This window comes from Caulobacter segnis, from assembly GCF_031454995.1.
Taxonomy (GTDB): domain Bacteria; phylum Pseudomonadota; class Alphaproteobacteria; order Caulobacterales; family Caulobacteraceae; genus Caulobacter; species Caulobacter segnis_E.
On the sequence record NZ_JAVDRV010000002.1, the window covers coordinates 634695 to 651990 of the forward strand.

The window sequence follows — 17296 nt, forward strand, 5'->3', positions numbered from 1 at the left end:
TCAGGCGGGCGGTCCTAGCGTGCGGAGGTCGATCGGTCTCCGCGCCATCCGTCCCTCGATGCGGCGATCGGTTCCAGGCCAAGCCTTGAAAGACGCGTCGTCCCCCCGACGGCGCGTCTTTGACTTCCGGAGGCGGCGCCGCCATGGTCCGCCGGATGAACGATCCGCTCCACCAGATCCGCTGGCGCGACCTCGACCTTGATCCGATCCATTGGGCCCGCGAAATCCTGCGCGTGCTGGGGCTGGCGCTCTCCAGACTGTGGGGGCGCGACGTCATGCTCTATGTCGGCGGCGTCTCGTTTTTCGCCCTGCTGGCCGTTTTTCCTGGCCTGGCGATTCTGCTGGGCCTCTACAGCCTGTTCCTGACGCCGGAGACCGCTGCCCGCCAGGCCACCAAGCTGGCCGAGCTGATTCCGTCCGGGGCGCGCGGCATGTTCCAGGACGAGTTCGGGCGACTCGCCCACGCCCCCGGCGGCGCGATCTCGCTGCAAAGCGGCGTGATCCTGATCGTCGGCGCCTATGCCGCCCATCGCGGGTTCAAGGCGCTGCTCGCCGGCCTGTCCTTCATCCACGACGAGGAAAACCAGCGCGGCTTCCTCGGCTTCAATCTGATGGCCCTGCTGGTCCTGATCGCCGCCTTCGGGCTGCTCTTTTTCATGTCCGGCATTTTCCTGACGCTGCGGCTCCTAGGATCGGCTCTGAACCTGCGTCCGCTGGCCGGCGTCTCCTGGATCCAGAGCGAATGGACCTGGGCCAGCTTCGGCATCGTGGTCGGCATGACGCTGGTCTATCGCTATGCGATGTCGCGCGAGCCGGTCGGCTGGCGCGCCTCGACGTCTGGCGGCGTCGCCGCGGCCGCGCTGTGCGTCTTCATGTCCTGGGCCAGCGCGTTCTACGTCGAGAGGATCGTTCACCTGGGCGCGACCTACGGCTCGATCTCGGCCGTGATCATCTTCCTGATCTGGGTGTCTTGGAGCGTGAACGCCATCTTCTTCGGCGGCGCGTTGGCGACCGAGGTCGAGATCGCGTTGGACGAGCGGCCCCGGGCGCTGTTGGAAGGACCGCGGGCGATCCCGCTCAAATCGCCTTCAGAATACGAAACCTGATCACGCCCCCGTTTTCGTCGGAGATTTCCAGCACGGTCGCCCCGACCTGGCTGGCGAAGTGAGGGACATCGATCCGAGCCATCGGGTCCGTGGCCAGCAGAACGAGCTCGGCGCCGGGCGCGGCCGCCTCGTGGGCCTTGCGCAGTTTCAGAGTTGGAACGGGGCAGTGGTGGCCCCGGGCGTCGACGAGAACTGGCCCGGCCTCGATCGAACTAGGCATCGGCGAACACCGTCTCGGCTTCCGCGGCGGTCAGTATCCGATGCTGGCCCGGCTCCAGGTCGTCGGGCAGCGCGATCCCGCCAATCCGTTCGCGGTGCAGGTCCGCCACGTGATTGCCGACGGCGGCGAACATGCGCCGGACTTGATGGTACCGGCCTTCGGTGATGGTCAGCCGGGCCGCGCGCTCGTCGATGGGCTCCAACCGCGCCGGCAGCAGTGGCTTTTCCTCGCCTTCCAGCATCAGCGTCCCAGCGGCGAAGGCCTCGGCCTCCGAGCCATTCAGCGGACGGTCGAGCTTGGCCAGGTAGGTCTTGGGCACATGGCGCTTGGGGGAGATCACCCGATGCAGGAAGTCGCCGTCGTCCGTGATCAGGATCAGGCCGCTGGTATCCTTGTCCAGGCGTCCGACCGTGGACAGGGCCGGATCTCGCAGCCGCCAGCGGCGCGGCAGCAGATCGTAGATCTTCTCGCCGTCCTCCTTGTGCGAGCACACGACGCCCAGAGGCTTGTGCATCATCAGCACCAGCGGCGCGGGGGGATCGACGGGGATGCCTCGGATCGTCATCCGCTCGGGCAGGGTCGCGTCGACAGCGACGCGGACGCCCGCGTCCTTCAGCGCCTTGCCGTCCAGGACGACCTTGCCCGCGGCGACCAGGGCCTGGACCTCCTTGCGGCTGCCATAGCCGAGATTGGCGAGCAGCCGGTCCAAGCGGGCCATCAGGGCCTTGCTCATTTGCGGGCCTCGAAGACCTTGTAGCCGCCGCCTTCCGCGACCAGCCGGACCTTGGCGAAGCTCTCGGCCAGGATCGCCTCGTAGGGCAGGTGGCGGTTGGCGACCATCCAGAGCGCGCCGCCCTTGCGCAGGGCGTCGGCCGCGGCGCGAATGAAGGCCTGGCCCAGCGTCTTGTCCTCGCCGCCGCCCTCGTGGAACGGCGGATTGCTGACGATGAAGTCGAGGTCCTTCAGGCCCGTCTCGCCCCGAACATCGTCCCAGACGAAGTCCGCGCGCGGGTCGGCGACATTGCGCTTGGCGAGCTCGACCGCGCGGCGATCCAGCTCGACGAGGGTCAGCTTCGTGACCTTCTTGGAAGCCAGCACATTGAGGGCCAGCAGACCGATGCCCGCGCCGAAGTCCGCGCCGGCGCCCGAGAATTCGGGCAGCACCTGGAGCAAGGCGTTCGTGCCGGTGTCCAGGCGATCCCAGCTGAACACGCCAGGCTGGGTCCACAGTCCGTTCTCGGCGATCTGGCGCGGCGCGCCGGCGGCGATCGCCTCATCCAGGCCCTTCGGCTCTTCGGGGCGGACGACCATGCAGATTCGATTGTGCCGTCGGGCGCTCTCGCCGACCTCGCAGCCGAAGGCCTCCAGCTCCTTCTTCAGGCGCAGGCCGCCGCGGTCTTTCGGGGCGAAGGCGGTCAGGCGAGCGCCCGGCGCCAAAACGCGCAAGGCATGGGCCAGGACAAAGCGTCGCTCGATCGCTCCGGCCGGCGCGCGGACGGTGATGGCGTTAAGAGATTCGGTCTCGATCCCGGCGATGTCGCTGGAGCCAACCATGAGCGGCGACAGCTGGATCGCGTCCGGCGCGGAGGGGGCGAGATCATGATCGGCTTGACCATAGAGCGCGGTGCGGTTCGCCGACATGCTTGTCCTGAAAGGGTTTTTGGCCACGAAGAGCGGTGGCGGACAGGGTGGGATTCGAACCCACGGTAGGCTTCCACCTACGGCGGTTTTCAAGACCGCTGCCTTAAACCACTCGGCCACCTGTCCGGAGCAGGCGGCTATATCAGCGCGTCATCGCCTTAACCAGACCGCAAACGCCTTAACCAGACTTCAAAACAATTCGCTCACCATGAACGACCGGAGGGGCGCGCCCCTCGTCTGGACGGCATGCGCATGGACCAGCAAATCGATCGCTTCTGGCGGATGGTTCGCCTGCACGGGCTCCTCGTTCTCGCGGCGCTCAGCCTGGCCGCCTGCGCGACGCCGAAGTACGATGTCGGCCGTCCGATGATCGGCGCCCGCAACGCCGCGCCGCGCCCTAGCGACATGGTTGGGCCCAATGGAAAGCCCCTGCGCGGCACCGAAAAGCCCTATCAGATCAACGGCGTCTGGTACTATCCGAAGGCGGAGCGCGACTACAATGTGGTCGGGATCGGCTCGTGGTACGGCGAGCAGTTCCACAATCGCCGCACCGCCAACGGCGAGATCTTCGACATGGACATCCCGTCGGCGGCGCACAAGACGCTGCCCCTGCCGAGCCTCGTCGAGGTCACCAATCTCGACAACGGTCGGCGTATGATCGTCCGGGTCAATGACCGGGGTCCCTTCGTCGGCGACCGGGTCATCGACCTTTCCAAGGCCGCGGCCGAGGAGCTCGGCTATCGGCGCCAGGGCGTGGCCAAGGTGCGAGTCAAATATATCGGCCCCGCGCCCAAGAGCGTCTTCGATGCGCCGCGTCAGTACGCCCGGGCGCCGATCCGCGCCGAGCCCCCCGCGCGTGGCTTCGAGGCGATCCAGGAGCCGCCCCAGCGCGTGCAAGTCTTGGCGGCCAAGCCCGAGCCCGAGCCCGCGTGGTCGCCTTCGCCGAGCCTTTCGGCGCCGCCGATCAACCCGCCCGATCCCGTGAAGCCCGCGGCGCCGATGACGGCCGCGCCCAGGTCAGGCTACCGAATCCAGGCCGCCGCCTTCTCCAGCCGCGAGAACGCCGAAAAGGCCGTTCAGCAATTGGCGCTGGCCGGTTCGGCGAGGATCGAGCCCCTGGAGCGCCCCAGCGGCACGCTCTACCGCGTCGTGGTCGCGGCGGGCGAGGACGAAGGCGAGGCCTGGAGCCTGCGCCAGCGGGTCGAGGCGCTGGGCTATTCCGGCGCGACGGTGCTTCGTCCCTAGATCCTCTGGACAAGCCTGGGATTCCGGTCGAATGGAGGCCGGTGACCCAGGGTTTCTTCATCAGTTTCGAAGGCGGCGAGGGGGCTGGAAAGTCCACTCAGATTCGCCGTTTGGCCGAACGGCTGCGCGCCGCGGGCCATGACGTCGTCGTGACGCGCGAGCCGGGCGGGAGCCCAGGGGCCGAGGCGATCCGCGAGCTTCTGGTCAATGGCGCCGCCGACCGCTGGTCGCCCGTCACCGAGACCCTGCTGATGTACGCCGCCCGCCGTGACCACATCGAGCGCGTGATCCGGCCGGCTTTGTCGCGAGGCGCAATCGTTCTGTGCGACCGCTTCGCGGACTCGACTCGCGCCTATCAGGGCGCTGGCGGCGACGCGCCCGCCAGCCTGATTGCCTCGCTGGAGGACCACGTCCTCGGCGGGACCGTTCCCGACCTGACCCTGATCCTCGACCTGCCGCCCGATATCGGCCTCCAGAGGGCCGAGGTCCGGGGCGGCGCCGCGAGGTTCGAGTCGAAGGGCTTGCCCTTCCACGAGCGCCTCCGCGCCGGCTACCTGGAGATCGCTCGGCGCGAGCCCGAGCGCTGCGTGGTCATCGAGGCCAACGCGGAGATCGACGCGGTGACGGCCGCGATCAGCGACGCGGTCGACCAAAGGCTGGAACGCTGATGGCTTCGCCGGCGCATCCCCGCGACGTCTACATGCTGGAAGGCCAGTCGGCCGCCGAGGCGGCGTTCCTCGACGCGCTTGAGCGCGGCCGTCTGCACCACGCCTGGCTGTTGACGGGACCGGAAGGCGTCGGCAAGGCGACCTTGGCCTACCGAATGGCCAGGCGTCTGCTGGGCGCGCGGCCCGAGCCGTCGTTGGGCTTGCTGGGCGCCGCGCCGTCGGATGTCGTCAGCCGTCAGGTGGCGGCGCGCTCGCATCCCGATTTGATGGTGCTGGAGCGGCTGACCGACGACGGCAAGGCGCGCAAATCCATTCCCGTCGACGAGGCGCGCAAGCTGCCGGAGTTCTTCGCCAACTCGCCGGCGGTCTCGCCCTATCGCGTGGCGATCATCGACGCCGCCGACGATCTGAACGTCAACGCCGCCAACGCCGTGCTGAAGACGCTCGAGGAGCCGCCGGCGCGGGGCGTTATCCTGCTGATCAGCCACGCGCCGGGCAAGCTTCTGCCGACCATTCGCTCGCGCTGTCGTCGCCTGCCGGTTCCCGCGCCAGGCGTTCCTTCGGCCGCCGACATGGTCGAGCGCATGGCGGATCTGCCGCACAGGGACGCCGAACGCTTGGCGCGGATGGCCCATGGCGCTCCCGGGAAGGCGCTGCAGCTAGCGGCCGCTGGCGCGATCGCCATCGACGACGCCGCCAACGAGATCCTTCGAGCGTTGCCCAAGATCGACGAGGGCGCGCTGCTGGCGATGGCCGACACTTTCCGGGGCGCGGAGGGCGCGGCGCGGTTCGAGCTGCTGATGGACCGCATGGCCGACCAGGTGCGGATCTTCGCCACCCAGGTCGCCGCCGACGGCAAGAACTCGCCGGGCCTGGACCGCTGGGCGGCCGCCTGGGAGCGTCTGTCGAGCGTGCCGGGTGAGACCGAGGCGGTGAACCTCGACCGGGGCGATGTGTTCTGGAGCGTTATCTCGGACTTGCGCGCGGCGGCCAAGGCGGCGATGTGAGCCGCATGCTCATCGATAGCCATGTGAATCTCCACGCGCCCCAGTTCGCCGAGGACAAGGACGCCGTGATCGCCCGGGCCCGCGAGGCGGGGATCGGCCTGATGGTCACCATCTGCGACAAGGTCTCGTCCTTCGAGGCGGTGCACGCCATCGCCATGGCCGAGCCGGACATCTGGTGCACGGTTGGCACGCACCCGCACGAGGCCAAGGAAGATCCCGGGCTGAGCGCCGCGCGTCTTGTCGAACTGGCCAGCCGTCCGCGCGTGATCGGCATCGGCGAATGCGGCCTCGATTTCCACTACGACCTGTCGCCCCGCGAGGTGCAGGCCGAGGTCTTTCGCCAGCATTGTATCGCGGCTCGGGAGAGCGGCCTGCCGCTCGTCGTCCACACGCGTGAAGCGGACGATGTGATGGGCGAGATCCTCGAAACCGAGCACGCCGCCGGGCCGTTCAAGATCCTGATGCACTGCTATACGAGCGGACCTGAGTTGGCCCAACGCGCCGCCGCGCTCGGCGCGTGGTTCTCGGTTTCGGGCATCGCCACCTTCAAGGCGGCCGAGGAGGTTAGGGCGGTGATCCGCGACATGCCCGCCGATCGGATCATCGTCGAGACGGATTGCCCCTATCTGGCGCCAGTCCCGATGCGAGGCCGCCGCAACGAGCCGGCGTACCTGCCGCACATCTATGACAAGCTGGCGGAGATCCGGGGCTGGAGCCGGTCAGAGACCGAGCAACGCACCGAGGACGCCTTTTTCGCCCTGTTCGATCGGATCCCTCGTTCATGACCGCTACGCTGGAGTTCACCATCCTGGGCTCCGGCTCTTCCGGCGGCGTTCCGCGCGCCGACGGCAACTGGGGCGACTGCGATCCGACCGAGCCGAAGAACCATCGCTCGCGCTGCTCGCTGCTGGTGCGCCGCCTGGGCGAGGGCGGACGGACCCATCAGACGACGGTCATCATCGACACCGCGCCCGACCTGCGCCTTCAGACCGTCGCCGCCAGCGTCCGACGCGTGGATGCGGCGCTGTTCACGCACGACCACGCCGACCAGGCCCACGGCATCGACGACCTGCGGCCGTTCTTCCTGAACCAGCGGGTCCGCATTCCCACATACATGGACCAGGCGACCCACGACGGCCTGTTGAGGCGCTTTGAATACGTCTTCCATAGCCAGGGCGGATATCCGGCCATTTGCGAGCCTCGGCTGCTTCCGCCGCTAGGACACGATTTCGAGATCTCCGGACCGAGCGGCGACATCTCCGTCCACACCTTCGACGTGGATCACGGCGAGGTTCGCGCCGTCGGTTATCGGATCGGCGACGTCGCCTATACGCCAGACGCGCGCGCCATCCCGGAAGGCAGCTGGGCCGACCTCGCCGACCTTGACGTCTGGATCGTCGACGCCCTGCGCTGGACGCCGCACCCAACCCACGCCCACGTCGAACTGGCCCTGGAATGGATCGCCCGGGCCAAGCCGAAGCGCGCCATCCTGACGAACCTGCACATCGATCTTGACTACAACGCGCTGGCCGCGCGTCTGCCCGCGGGGGTCGAACCGGGCTATGATGGAATGCGTTTCCAGTTGCGAGCGCCCGCGACATAACCGTTGATTGTGACGGGCGCCGATTTCGTTCGAAACTTGGCCTTCCGTGACAACGTTGAAATATGACCGACCAACAAGACCGTCATAGGGACGCGGTAGAGACATCTTCTCGTGCGTAACTGCTCCACGCTTTCCCATGGCTGAAACCGTCACCGCCTCCCGAGAAATCTTCCAGCGCCTGCGCGCTCGGTTGCCCGCCGTCACGCGCGAGCATCTGTTCGACTGCTACGCGATCAGCGAGACCACCTGGACTAAGCTCCGCGACGGCAAGCCGGTCAAACGCTCGACCCTGGATCGGATCCTGGTGCGCCTCGAGGCCTTGGACGCGCGCTTCGCGGCCTGAAGCACCCTAGCTCTCATCGACGATCCGTCCGTCCAGCATCCTGATACGGCGGTCGGCCGCCTCGGCGAAGCCTTCGTCGTGGGTCACGCAGATGACGGCGCGCCCCTCGACGTGCGCCAGCCGCTGGAACTCCTCGATCACCAGCCGGGTGTTGACGCTGTCGAGATTGCCGGTCGGTTCGTCTCCCAAGAGGATCGCCGGGTCGTTGGCCAACGCTCGGGCGATCGCCACGCGTTGGCGCTGGCCGCCTGACAGCCGATCGGGTCGCCGGTCGCCCTGCGCGGCGACACCCAGCTTCTCGAGGAGGGTCGTGACAGTCTGGTCGACCTCCGAAGCGGACTTGTGGCCAAGGCGTTGCATGGGCAGGGCCACGTTGGCGCGGGCGGTCAGTTCCGGCAGCAGGAAGTGGAACTGGAAGACGTAGCCGATCCGTTCGAGACGCAGGCGGGTCCGCTCGGCGTCGCTCAGGTCGCTGGTCGAAACCCCGTCGATCATGACCTCGCCGTCGTTGGGGCGATCAAGCAGTCCCAGCAGATAGAGCAGGGATGACTTTCCACAGCCGGAGGGGCCCACGATCGCGACCATCTGGCCGGCGTCCACGGCCAGGCTGACGCCATCCACCAGGGTGAAGGGTTCCGGGTCCGACAAGACCTTGCTCGCCGAGCGAGCCTCTATGAGGGCGGTCATGCCGCGCCTCGCAGGATCGAGACGGGATCGACACTGGCCGCCTTGCGGGCGGGCAACCAGGCCGCGACGAGCGCCGCGCTCAGCGATGCGCCGCCGGCCAGCATGTACTGCGGCAGGCTGCGATCCAGCGGCAGCACCAGGGGTTTGCCGCCCATCGACAAGGGAAGGCTGGCCAGGACCTCCAAAAGACCCGTGCCGATGGCGAAGCCAACCGCCGCGCCCATCACGCCGACCAGCAGCCCCTCCAGAAGGAAGATTGCCTGCACATCGCCGGCGGTGAAGCCCATGGCGCGCAGGATGGCGATGTCGCGCCGCTTGTCGGCGACGCTGTTGGAGACGGCGGTGTAGATCCCGAAGCTGGCGACGATCAGGATGGCCAGGATCACCGCGTACATGATGATGTTGCGCACCACGAGCAGGTTCAGGATGTCGACCGAGCGCTCCTGCCAGGACTCCCATTTGTAGCCCCAGCGCGTTTCCAGCCGCTTGGCCTGGGCCTCCGCGTCGGCGGAGTCCGGCAGGCGGATATGGATCTGGTTGACGATACTGGGTCTGCCGAAGACGACCTGCGCCGTGCGCAGAAGGCCGTAGGCGACCGTGTCCCCGGCATAGAAACCCGCTCGCGCGTCGGGTTCGATCAGGGCCAGGATGCGCATCCGCTGCAGCGTCCCGCTCGGCGCGGTGACCACGAGGGTGTCTCCGAGCTTCGCGCCCAGCCGATCCGCGAGCGGCCGGCTGATGATGATCCCGTCGGGCCGCGCCTCCAGGTCGCTCAACGTCCCACCTGTCAGGCTCTCGTTGATCTTGGCGAGTCGTCCTTCGAGGCGGGACTCCACGCCGTTGAGGGCGACCGCCGCGTTGCGGCCGGCGTAGGCGATCGTCACCGCCCCGGTCAGGGACGGCGCCGCGAGGCTGCCTGGAATGGCGCGGGCGTCCGCCAGCATGGCGGGCCAGTCCTTTAGGCCCCGCACCTCCTCTTGCGGGCGCAGACCCCGGATGGCCACGGCGGCGCCGGGAAAGGCGTCCAAGGCGGGTTGGCGAACCGGCCGGCGCTGCTCGTCACGGACGATGATATGCGGCGCGGAGTCGACGAGCGTGCGGATGAAGTCCTTCTGCGAGCCGACCATCATGCCGGAGACAGCAAGAAAGAAGCCGACGCCGATCGCGACGCCGAGGGTCGCCACCAGGGTCTGACGGGCGCGGACCTTCAAATGCGCGAGCGCGATGCGCGCCAGGACCGACGGCAGGCTCATCGGGTCTTCGCAACCCGGACACGCTGGCCATCCCGGAGGTCCGCCGGTGGCTTTTCGATCACGCGCGTCCCCGCGGCGACGCCGGATCGGATTTCCGTCAGATCGCCACCCACCGCGCCGACGCGGACCGGAACGCGGCGAGCGCGGCCGTCGCGAACGGCCCAGAGCACGCCGTCTCGAACCGCGCTCGACGGAACCAGCACGGCCTTGGCGCGGCGGTCCGTCACGAGATTGGTCTCGACGGTCATGCCGGGCGGAAGGCCGCTGTCGGCGGGCAGCGTGATACGCACCCGGAACACCCGGCCCTTGGCGTCTCCGGCCGGCGTGATCCGCGACACGCGACCTTCGAAGACCCGTCCCGGGAAGGCGTCGGAGCGGATCAGGGCCTCGATACCCGGCTTGAGCCTGGCGATGTCCCGCTCGTCCACGTCGGCGGTGATGCGCAGGGTGCTAGGATCGGCGATGACGAACAGCGCCGTCCCAACGGTCCCCAGGTCGCCAGGTTCGGCTTCCCGCCGCAGCACCTGACCGGCGAAAGGCGCCGTCAGTCGATAGTCGCGAAGGCGGGCCGCCGCGCTGTCGGCGGCGGCCGTCGCGGCCCTGGCTTGGGCCTGGGTTTCGTCGTCGGCCGCCTTCGCGGCGAACCCCGCCTCGAAAAGCCGCCGGGTGCGTCCCGCCGCGATCCGAGCCTGCGAGGCCTGCGCCGCCAGCTGCAGCGCCGTGCCTTGTTGGGGACCATCCTCGAGCTGAGCCAGGGATTGTCCGGCCGCCACCCAGTCGCCCTCGGCCACGTCGACCCGCCGGATCGGCGCCGTGACGATGGGCGCGACATGCGCCTGGCGGACATAGTCAACGACGCCCGAGGCGTAGATCACATCGACGGCCTGGCCTGTCCGCGCCGTGGCGAGCTCGACGGTCGGCGGTCGCAGCACAAAGGCGCCAATGATGCCGAGCACCAGCAGAAGGGCGCAGCCAAGGAGCCAGATCCAAGGGCGTCTTGTCGAGCGGGGCGCTGTCGCATCCATCATCGCCGAACAACCGTGAAACGTCGCCGACGGCGACCTTCGCCTCATGCCACAGAGACAGGGTCGACAGATTGATCGGGATCATATCCGCTACGACAAGTGGAGTCGCGGGAGGTCGCGCATGATGATCCGGGTTTTCCTGAGCGCTTTAGGCATGGTCGGACTTTCCGCGTCGTCTTCGGCGCTCGCTCAGACCCGTCCGGAAGACACCGAGGTCTGGAGCCCAAAGCCGAAGCTCGTCGCGCCAGCGGCCGTTGTTGGCGAGCCGCCGTCCGACGCGATCGTGTTGTTCGATGGGAAGGGGCTCGATCAGTGGGTGTCGAGCCAGGACAAGTCGCCGGCCGGCTGGACCGTCGCCGATGGCGTGATCACGGTCGACAAGTCCAAGGGCAATATCGAGACCAAGCTCGCATTCCGGGATTACCAGCTGCACCTGGAGTGGCGTATTCCGGCTGATATAGACGGCAGCGGGCAGGGGCGCGGCAACAGCGGCGTGTTCCTGGCCTCCACGGGACCGCGCGACGCGGGCTACGAGGTGCAGATCCTCGACTCGTTCGAGAACCCGACCTACGTCAACGGGCAGGCCGCCAGCGTCTACAAGCAGCACCCGCCGCTTGCCAACGCCAGCCGCGGACCCGGCGAGTGGCAGACCTACGACATCGTCTGGCGCGCGCCCCGCTTCACCGCCGCCGGGACATTGGCCTCGCCCGCGACCGTCACGGTCCTCCACAATGGCGTGCTCGTTCAGGACAACGCCGTCCTGGCTGGCGAGACGGTCTATATCGGCAAGCCGCCCTACAAGCCGCACGGCCCCGCGCCGATCAAGCTGCAGGCCCACGGCGACCCGAGCAAGCCGATCAGCTTCCGCAACATCTGGGTGCGAGAGCTGACGCCGAGGCCCTAGGCGGCCGGCGGCGCCGTGCTGGCGCGCACGACCAACTCGTGCGGCAGGGTTACGTTCTGGAGGGTCGTGGCCCGGCCCGCCAGGATGTCCAGCAGCAGGCGCACGACCTCGTGGCCGATCTCCTCCATCGGCTGGCTGACGGTGGTCAGCTGCGGATCGAGATGACGAGCGAAGCGGATGTCGTCGAAGCCGACCAGGGATACGTCGCGGGGACAGGAGAGGCCGCGCCGCCGGATCGCCTCCAGCGCGCCCATCGCCATCTCGTCGCTGAAGCAGAAGATCGCCGTCGGGCGACCCGGCTCGTCTAGCAGCTCGCCCGCCTGGCGCACGCCGGATTCAATCGAAAAGTCGCCGATCGAGATGCGCAGGGCGCTGGCCCGGCCATGGCGCTGGGCGGCGGCTAGGACGCCGGAAAGACGGTCGCTGCTGATCGGGCTGGCTAGCGGTCCGGTCACCACGCCGATGCGGGCGTGGCCCAGGCCGTGAAGGTGCTCCATGACCTCGGCGGCGGCGCCTTCGTTGTCGATGTGGGCGCTGGAGACGGCCAGGCCCGGCCGAAACTCGCAGCCGTTGACGATCGGCGTCTTCACCCCCTTGGCCGCGACCATCTCGGCGAGGGCCTCGGGCAGGCGATGGCCCAGGAAGATCAGACCGTCGGCCTCCTTACGGCGGAACATGGCCGCGTATTGCTCCTCGCGCGCCTCCTCGTGGCGCGTGTTTCCCAGCAGCACGGAATAGCCGGCGGCCAAGGCCGCTTCCTCGACGCCGCGGATCACCTGAGAGAAGAACGGGTTGGAGATGTCGGGCACCGTGACCAGGATCTTCTCGGTCCGCAGGGTGCGCAGGCTCTTGGCGGCGAAGTTGGGCTCGTAGCCGAGCTGGGCGACCGCGGCCATCACCCTTTGACGCGTGGGCTCGATCACCAGCTCCGGCGCGCTGAACACCCGCGACACCGTCGCCGTCGACACGCCCGCGGCCCGCGCAACATCTTGAATGGTCGCCATCGCGGCGACACTGGCGACTGCTCGGAGCCTTGGCAAGGCGAAGCTGGAGAGCGCCAACACGCTGGGAGCCGGTTGCCCGTTCGCGCGACCCCTGGTATCGATGATTTCGATTACATCGGAGTGAGCGCGGTCTTGAGACCGGAAACGCCGCCCACAGCTGGTCGGGGAGGACCAGGACCATGAAGACGAGCTTCCGGCTCTTCCTGATGATGGTGCTGCAACTGGCGATCTGGGGCGCCTGGGCGCCGAAGATCTTCCCCTACATGGGCATGCTGGGCTTCGCGCCCTGGCAGCAGTCGTTGGTCGGCAGCGCCTGGGGCGTCGCGGCCTTGGTCGGCATCTTCTTTTCCAATCAGTTCGCCGACCGAAACTTCTCGGCCGAGCGGTTCCTGGCCGCCAGCCACTTGATCGGCGGCCTGGCCCTGGTCGGGACGGCGTTCTCGACCACCTTCTGGCCGTTCTTCATCTGCTACCTTATCTTCAGCCTGGTCTATGTGCCGACGCTGTCGGTGACCAACTCGATCGCCTTCGCCAACCTGCGCGACCCGGCCGGTGAGTTCGGCGCGGTGCGGATGGGCGGCACGGTGGGCTGGGTGCTGGTCAGCTGGCCCTTCGTCTTTCTGCTGGGCGCGCACGCCACGGCCGAGCAGACCCGCTGGATCTTCCTGGTCGCGGCCATCCTGTCCTTCGCCTTCGCCGCCTATTCGCTGACCCTGCCGCACACTCCGCCGCGCAAAGAGGAGGCGGGTGTCGACAAGCTGGCCTGGCGGCGGGCGTTCAAGCTGCTGGGCGCGCCGTTCGTGCTGGTGCTGTTCATCGTCACCTTCATCGATTCCGTGATCCACAACGGCTACTTCGTGATGGCCGACGCCTTCCTGACCAACCGCGTCGGCATCGCCGGCAACCTGTCGATGGTCGTGCTGAGCCTGGGCCAGGTGGCCGAGATCCTGACCATGTTCTTCCTGGGCCGCGTCCTGGCGCGCCTGGGCTGGAAGATCACGATGATCATCGGCGTGCTGGGCCACGCCGCCCGCTTCGCCGTCTTCGCCTTCTTCGCCGACAGCATCCCGGTGATCGTGGCCGTCCAGCTGCTGCATGGCGTCTGCTACGCGTTCTTCTTCGCGACGGTTTACATCTTCGTCGACGCGGTGTTCCCCAAGGACGTCCGCTCCAGCGCGCAAGGCCTGTTCAACCTGTTGATCCTGGGCGTTGGCAATGTCGCCGCCAGCTTCCTGTTCCCGGCGCTGATCAGCCGCCTGACCACCGACGGGACCGTTGACTATACGAGCCTGTTCCTGGTTCCGACCGGCATGGCGTTGGTCGCCACCCTGCTGCTCGCCGTCTTCTTCCGCCCGCCGGCCAAGGGACCGGTCGCCGAGAGCGAGGCCGATCAGGCCGCTCCGGTCGCCGCCAGCCCCGCCCAGCCCTGACCCCAGCCCAAAAGGAAAGCCCGTGCGAACGACCGCCAACCTCACCCGCGCCGCCGCCGACCTGTCCCGGCGGGGCTTCCTCGCCGCCGGCGTCGCGACTTTCGCCGCCGCGGGCGCCGCCAACGCCGCCCAGGCGACCTTCTTCCAACGTCATAAGCTGCCGTTGGGCATCCAGCTCTATAGCCTGGGTCCGGATCTGGCGAAGGAGCTGGACGCCCAGCTCGCCACGGTCTCCAAGATCGGCTTCAGGACGGTGGAGCTGGCCGGGTATCTCGGTCGTACGCCCGCCGAGCTGCGCGCCGCTTTCGACCGCGCGGGCCTTGCCTGCACCAGCGCCCACGTCCAGCCCAAGGGCGCCGGCGCCACCTTCAGCGGCGATCTCGCCAAGCTGGCCGATGATCTACAGGTGATCGGCGTGAAGACGGCGATCATGCCAATCCACTATATTCCGGATCGCCTCGGCGGCGCCGATTTGCGTCAGGCCGGGGCGCAGATGACCGCCGACGACTGGAAGTGGAACGCCGACTTCCTGAACGAGAAGGCTGCCGTCTTGAAGAAGGCTGGCATCGTCACCGGCTATCACAACCATAACTTCGAGTTCGCCCCGCTGGGGAACACCACGGGCATGGACATCCTGCTGAAAGGCACGGATCCGAACCTGGTGACCTTCGAGATGGATGCGGGCTGGGTGACGGCCGCCGGCCAGGATCCGTTCGCCATGCTGAAGGCGCATCCGGGGCGCTTCACCCACATGCACGTCAAGGACATCAAGCCGACGACCAAGGCCAATTTCGAGCTGCGCCAGGATCCCACCGAGGTCGGTTCGGGCATGATCAATTGGCCGAAGCTCCTGCCCGCCGCCTATGACGCGGGCGTGCGCGGATTCTTCTATGAGCAGGAGCCGCCTTTCAAGGGCGCGCGCCTGGAGTCGGCCAAGACGAGCTTCGACTACCTGGCCAAGGTGGTCGCCTGATGAGCCTGCGGATGGCCATGGTCGGCGGCGGCCCGGGCTCGTTCATCGGCCCGGTGCACCGCATGGCGGCCGAGCTGGACGGCCGTATTCGCCTGGTCGCCGGGGTGTTCAGCCGCGATCCGGCCAAGAACGCCCAGGCCGCGGCGGCCTGGGGCGTCGCGCCGGACCGGGTCTATGCGGATCATCACGCGATGATCGCCGCCGAACGCGCCCGCGCCGATGGCGTCCAGCTCGTCTCGGTCGTGACGCCCAACCACCTTCACTTCGACGTCTCGGCCGCCGCTCTGCGCGGCGGCTTGAACGTCATCAGCGACAAGCCGGCCACGCTGAACCTCGCCGAGGCGAAAGAACTGGCCGCCATCGTCGCGGCGTCGGGCAAGCAATACGCCCTGACCTACACCTACACCGGTTATCCCATGGTCCGTGAGGCGCGCGAAATCGTGGCGCGCGGCGACCTCGGCGCGGTCCGCAAGGTGGTCGTCGAGTACTCGCAGGGCTGGTTGTCCAAGCCGCTGGAGCGGGAGAGCGACAACAAGCAGGCCAGCTGGCGAGCCGATCCCAAGCAGTCGGGCGTTGGCGGCTGCATCGGCGACATCGGCGTCCATGCCTTCAACATCGCCGAGTTCGTCACGGGCCGTCGGGTCGAGCGGATGTGCGCGGACGTCGCCACCGTCGTCCCGGGCCGTCCTCTGGATGACGACTGCAACGTGCTGTTGCGCTTCGACAATGGCGCGCGTGGCGTTCTGATCGCGTCGCAGATCAGCGCCGGGGCCCGCAATGGCCTGACGCTCAGCGTCTATGGCGAGAAGGGCGGCCTGACCTGGTCGCACGAGGATCCCAACGTCCTGACCCTGGACTGGCTGGACGGCCCCAGCCATGTGCTGCACGCGGGTTCGGGCTATCTGAGCCCAGCCGCCCGCGCGGTGACCCGACTGCCGACCGGCCATCCCGAGGGTTTCATCGAGGCCTTCGCCAACATCTATCGCGACTTCGCCGACGCCATCGAAGGCGGGGAGGGCGCGCTGGTTCCCGACATCGCCGAGGGCGTGCGGGGCATGGCCTTCGTGGAGCAGGCCGTGGCCGCCAGCCGCGAGGACGCCGGCTGGGTGACGCTGGAAGGAGACGCGCGATGAAGACGCTCAAGGGGCCCGGCATCTTCCTGGCTCAGTTCATCGGCGACAAGCCGCCGTTCGACAAGCTGGAGACCATGGCCAAATGGGTCGCGGACCTCGGCTATGTCGGCGTGCAGATGCCCACGGGCGGGGCGGACTCGTTCTTCGACCTCGCGCGCGCCGCCGAGAGCCAGACCTATTGCGACGACATCGCCGGCCTGCTCGCCAACCACGGCTTGCAAATAACCGAGCTCTCGACCCACCTGCAGGGTCAGCTGGTCGCCGTGCACCCGGCCTATGACGAGTTGTTCGACGGCTTCGCGCCGCCCGAGCTGCGCGGCAAGCCCAAGGCGCGCCAGGAATGGGCGGTCGGGCAGGTCAAGGCCGCCGCCGTCGCTAGCCGCCGTCTGGGACTGAAGGCGCACGCCACCTTCTCGGGCGCGCTGGCTTGGCCCTACTTCTATCCGTGGCCGCAGCGTCCCGCGGGCCTTGTCGAAGAGGCCTTCGCCGAGCTGGGTCGCCGCTGGAAGCCGATCTTGGACGTCTTCGAGGAGAACGGCGTCGACGCCTGCTACGAAATCCACCCGGGCGAGGACCTGCACGACGGCGCGACCTTCGAGCGGTTCCTGGACGAGGTGGGCGGCCATCCGCGCGCCAACATCCTCTATGATCCGAGCCACCTGGTGCTGCAGCAGCTGGACTACCTCGGCTACATCGACCGCTATCACGAGCGGATCAAGGCGTTCCACGTCAAGGACGCCGAGTTCCGTCCGTCCGCCCAATCGGGCGTCTATGGCGGCTATCTGGGCTGGGCGGAACGTCCGGGGCGGTTCCGTTCGCTGGGCGACGGCCAGGTGGACTTCAAGGCGATCTTCTCGAAGCTTGCCCAATACGACTACGACGGCTGGGCGGTGCTGGAGTGGGAGTGCGCGCTGAAGCATCCCGAGCAAGGCGCTCGTGAAGGCGCGCCGTTCATCCGCGACCACATCATTCAGGTGACCGACAAGGCGTTTGACGATTTCGCCGGCGGCACCTCTGATGCTGGCCGCAATCGCCGCCTTTTGGGCCTATGAAC

19 protein-coding genes and 1 tRNA gene are annotated in these 17296 nt (G+C 68.0%); 12 read left to right on the plus strand and 8 right to left on the minus strand.

What is annotated here, in order from left to right:
* Positions 1-119: 119 nt before the first annotated feature.
* The gene (locus tag J2728_RS09190; RefSeq protein ID WP_309998521.1) at positions 120-1106 is read left to right on the plus strand and encodes a YihY/virulence factor BrkB family protein; all 987 of its coding nucleotides are present in this window, start codon (positions 120-122) and stop codon (positions 1104-1106) included.
* Here the strand turns inward: J2728_RS09190 and J2728_RS09195 are convergent.
* From J2728_RS09195 to J2728_RS09210, 4 genes are all read right to left on the minus strand, one after another.
* Entirely contained in the window at positions 1078-1326 is a 249-nt protein-coding gene (locus J2728_RS09195; RefSeq protein ID WP_309998523.1) for a sulfurtransferase TusA family protein, read from the minus strand. The two genes, J2728_RS09190 and J2728_RS09195, sit on opposite strands and share 29 nt — an antisense overlap.
* Positions 1319-2059 carry a pseudouridine synthase gene (locus tag J2728_RS09200; protein WP_309998524.1) on the minus strand — a complete coding sequence of 247 codons (741 nt, stop codon included), beginning with the start codon at positions 2057-2059 and terminating at the stop codon, positions 1319-1321. Before J2728_RS09200 ends, J2728_RS09195 begins: the two co-directional genes overlap by 8 nt.
* A complete protein-coding gene (locus J2728_RS09205; protein ID WP_309998526.1) occupies positions 2056-2967 on the minus strand; it encodes a class I SAM-dependent methyltransferase in 912 nt (303 codons plus the stop codon). Before J2728_RS09205 ends, J2728_RS09200 begins: the two co-directional genes overlap by 4 nt.
* A 36-nt stretch (positions 2968-3003) precedes the next feature.
* Positions 3004-3093, minus strand: a tRNA-Ser gene (locus J2728_RS09210).
* A 126-nt stretch (positions 3094-3219) separates the two neighbouring features.
* On the opposite strand from J2728_RS09210, the gene J2728_RS09215 reads away from it, so the two are divergent.
* The 6 genes from J2728_RS09215 (at position 3220) to J2728_RS09240 (ending at position 7833) form a co-directional block, all read left to right on the plus strand.
* On the plus strand, positions 3220-4212 hold the full coding sequence (locus tag J2728_RS09215; protein WP_309998527.1) for a septal ring lytic transglycosylase RlpA family protein: 993 nt from the start codon (positions 3220-3222) through the stop codon (positions 4210-4212).
* 41 nt (positions 4213-4253) lie between these two features.
* Entirely contained in the window at positions 4254-4880 is a 627-nt protein-coding gene (gene tmk, locus J2728_RS09220) for a dTMP kinase (RefSeq protein WP_309998530.1), read from the plus strand.
* The gene (locus J2728_RS09225) at positions 4877-5887 is read left to right on the plus strand and encodes a DNA polymerase III subunit delta' (protein ID WP_309999439.1); all 1011 of its coding nucleotides are present in this window, start codon (positions 4877-4879) and stop codon (positions 5885-5887) included. The genes tmk and J2728_RS09225 overlap by 4 nt, the downstream gene beginning before the upstream one ends.
* Positions 5884-6672, plus strand: a complete 789-nt coding sequence (locus J2728_RS09230; RefSeq protein WP_309998532.1) for a TatD family hydrolase — start codon at positions 5884-5886, stop codon at positions 6670-6672. The genes J2728_RS09225 and J2728_RS09230 overlap by 4 nt, the downstream gene beginning before the upstream one ends.
* Complete coding sequence (locus J2728_RS09235; protein ID WP_309998534.1) at positions 6669-7490, plus strand: MBL fold metallo-hydrolase; 822 nt, start codon at positions 6669-6671, stop codon at positions 7488-7490. Before J2728_RS09230 ends, J2728_RS09235 begins: the two co-directional genes overlap by 4 nt.
* Positions 7491-7626: 136 nt before the next feature.
* Positions 7627-7833 (plus strand): hypothetical protein, encoded by a 207-nt coding sequence (locus J2728_RS09240; protein WP_309998536.1) that lies wholly within the window; start codon positions 7627-7629, stop codon positions 7831-7833.
* Between the two features lie 6 nt (positions 7834-7839).
* Here J2728_RS09240 and J2728_RS09245 read toward each other — a convergent pair whose 3' ends face one another.
* Genes J2728_RS09245 through J2728_RS09255 form a run of 3 tightly spaced genes read right to left on the minus strand, consistent with a single transcriptional unit; the run spans position 7840 to position 10729 of the window.
* Positions 7840-8520, minus strand: a complete 681-nt coding sequence (locus tag J2728_RS09245) for an ABC transporter ATP-binding protein (RefSeq protein WP_309998537.1) — start codon at positions 8518-8520, stop codon at positions 7840-7842.
* On the minus strand, positions 8517-9773 hold the full coding sequence (locus tag J2728_RS09250) for an ABC transporter permease (protein ID WP_309998539.1): 1257 nt from the start codon (positions 9771-9773) through the stop codon (positions 8517-8519). The genes J2728_RS09245 and J2728_RS09250 overlap by 4 nt, the downstream gene beginning before the upstream one ends.
* Entirely contained in the window at positions 9770-10729 is a 960-nt protein-coding gene (locus J2728_RS09255; protein WP_309998540.1) for an efflux RND transporter periplasmic adaptor subunit, read from the minus strand. Before J2728_RS09255 ends, J2728_RS09250 begins: the two co-directional genes overlap by 4 nt.
* Positions 10730-10919: 190 nt before the next feature.
* On the opposite strand from J2728_RS09255, the gene J2728_RS09260 reads away from it, so the two are divergent.
* Positions 10920-11702, plus strand: a complete 783-nt coding sequence (locus J2728_RS09260; protein ID WP_309998541.1) for a 3-keto-disaccharide hydrolase — start codon at positions 10920-10922, stop codon at positions 11700-11702.
* Here J2728_RS09260 and J2728_RS09265 read toward each other — a convergent pair.
* Entirely contained in the window at positions 11699-12706 is a 1008-nt protein-coding gene (locus tag J2728_RS09265) for a LacI family DNA-binding transcriptional regulator (RefSeq protein ID WP_309998543.1), read from the minus strand. The genes J2728_RS09260 and J2728_RS09265 overlap by 4 nt on opposite strands.
* A gap of 179 nt (positions 12707-12885) precedes the next feature.
* Between J2728_RS09265 and J2728_RS09270 the strand changes: the two genes are divergently transcribed.
* The 4 genes from J2728_RS09270 to J2728_RS09285 are packed head-to-tail and all read left to right on the plus strand — an operon-like array spanning position 12886 to position 17294.
* Complete coding sequence (locus J2728_RS09270) at positions 12886-14136, plus strand: MFS transporter (protein ID WP_309998544.1); 1251 nt, start codon at positions 12886-12888, stop codon at positions 14134-14136.
* Positions 14096-15109: a sugar phosphate isomerase/epimerase family protein gene (locus tag J2728_RS09275; protein WP_404979745.1), complete on the plus strand. Its 1014-nt coding sequence runs from the start codon at positions 14096-14098 to the stop codon at positions 15107-15109. The genes J2728_RS09270 and J2728_RS09275 overlap by 41 nt, the downstream gene beginning before the upstream one ends.
* Positions 15109-16242 carry a Gfo/Idh/MocA family protein gene (locus tag J2728_RS09280; RefSeq protein ID WP_309998549.1) on the plus strand — a complete coding sequence of 378 codons (1134 nt, stop codon included), beginning with the start codon at positions 15109-15111 and terminating at the stop codon, positions 16240-16242. The genes J2728_RS09275 and J2728_RS09280 overlap by 1 nt, the downstream gene beginning before the upstream one ends.
* A complete protein-coding gene (locus tag J2728_RS09285) occupies positions 16239-17294 on the plus strand; it encodes a sugar phosphate isomerase/epimerase family protein (protein WP_309998551.1) in 1056 nt (351 codons plus the stop codon). The genes J2728_RS09280 and J2728_RS09285 overlap by 4 nt, the downstream gene beginning before the upstream one ends.
* Positions 17295-17296 lie beyond the last annotated feature (2 nt).